Source organism: Bradyrhizobium sp. Mp27 (assembly GCF_029953005.1).
In the GTDB taxonomy this organism is placed as follows: Bacteria; Pseudomonadota; Alphaproteobacteria; order Rhizobiales; family Xanthobacteraceae; genus Bradyrhizobium; species Bradyrhizobium barranii.
The window spans coordinates 1-1,575 of sequence record NZ_JASAUS010000476.1; the positions used below are offsets into that span (position 1 = coordinate 1).

At 63.5% G+C, this 1,575-nt stretch carries 1 protein-coding gene and 1 pseudogene; both read left to right on the forward strand.

Translation table 11 applies throughout. The annotated features are described in order from the left end of the window. Positions 1-369: pseudogene (locus QJT78_RS51075) on the forward strand (nitrilase-related carbon-nitrogen hydrolase); the annotation flags it as partial. 11 nt (positions 370-380) lie between these two features. After that, complete coding sequence (locus QJT78_RS51080) at positions 381-1,004, forward strand: TraH family protein (RefSeq protein ID WP_038945276.1); 624 nt, start codon at positions 381-383, stop codon at positions 1,002-1,004. Positions 1,005-1,575 lie beyond the last annotated feature (571 nt).

Consider the following 1,575-nt stretch of genomic DNA (forward strand, 5'->3'; position numbering starts at 1 on the left):
CTATGACAACGCCATGATGGAGGTCAGCGCCGGTCGCGCGCGCCGGCTCTATGGCGAGCGCATGCCGGTCCCGGTCTCGATGTGGCAACCCTGGCTCGCATGGACGGGGCAAGGCGGAGGCGCCAGGGGACCCTCTTTGCCAATCCCGTCGTCGAGTCCGCCGGCCACCGCGTGGCGCCCTTGATCTGTTACGAGCAACTGCTCGTCTGGCCCGTCCTGCAGTCGATGCTCCATTCGCCCGACGTACTTGTCGCGATCGGCAACGATTGGTGGACCGCCGGCACCAACATGCTGGCGATTCAAAGAGCCAGTACCGAAGCCTGGGCGCGCCTGTTCGGACTGCCGCTCGTGCTCTCGTTCAACACCTGAAGGGGATCATCATGATCGATGCCGCCACCATTCATCAATGTGCCGATCCGGGCCTGAAGCCCGCGATCGTCGAGAAATTCATCCGTGCGGTCGGGGCACCCGATCCGCTCGCCGTCACGGTCCGGACCGGAAACCGCGTCATCCTCATGACGCCGCCCAAGACGCCGGATGATGCCATGGAGCTCGTCCGCCGTTACGTCGGCCACGCCATGGTCCGCGTTGGGGTGACCCAATATCCGGCTGGGCTCGGCGTCACCGACGTCGCCGAGCTCAAGCCCGACCTCGTCGAGGCCTGCGCCAATATCAGGATGGGCACCGCGCTGTTCGGCAAGGTCTATCGCATCGTCACCAAATGGTATGGCACGCCGGTCGACGAGGCGTTCGGCGACGCGATCGAAGCCTGGAAGAGCGGGTATTTCGAGGGGAAGTATGTATTCGACGAGCCCGATCCCGGCAGCCTGCCGGCCCGCAAGGGGGCATCGGACGCTGGCGACAAGCCCGTGGACGGGAATGACGCGGCGAGACCTGCGAGCCGTCCGGACGAAGGGACCCAGCAGGACAAGGAGCCGGATAATCCCAATAAGGCGGGCATCAGGATCGATCTGACCGGAATTGGCGTCAGCAGGCCGAAATAGCCCTTTGTGGATTGCAACGGCCCCAGCTGGAGAGCCAGGGTCTATTGATAGGCCGCAGCGCTACGCTGTCGGCCGTAAGCTCCTTGATGTTGATGTGCAAGGGCCCGCGATCCGGCTGATTCCGCGGAGCGTGAGGTCGCCGCTTTGATGGGCTATCGGCATATTCGGTCATGCGCGGGGAGGTTCGGCAACGCACGGTCGCCTCCAGGCGGTCATTCTCGTTCCTCGAGCAGCAGGTGTCGGACGTCACCAATCATCGGCGCATCCTTCATGTCGCAGGCTCTTGGCCGCTCAGACCCTACCAACTTGGTTGAAGTTGCCGCATTCTCCACGGCTGGCGTCGAATCCCTCTTCAATCTATAACGAACCACAGGGCAGTACGCGCTGCCTCGGGGCTTTAGAAACCCCTCGATTAGCGGTTGGTGCCGGCCGTGACGGCACCGGGATCCTCTGACCTAACGGCCGGGGGCCTGCGACGTATGTCCAGGCGCCTCGGTGCTAAAGGTCACAGGGACCGTCTAATCGCGGTTTTCTAACCCCCGGCTTGGGATCAAGGGGATTATCGTCGGCG

Excerpts from the sequence above, each read along its gene's own strand:
- QJT78_RS51080 (WP_038945276.1), top strand. The coding sequence starts at position 381 with ATGATCGATGCCGCCACCATTCATCAATGTGCCGATCCGGGCCTGAAG.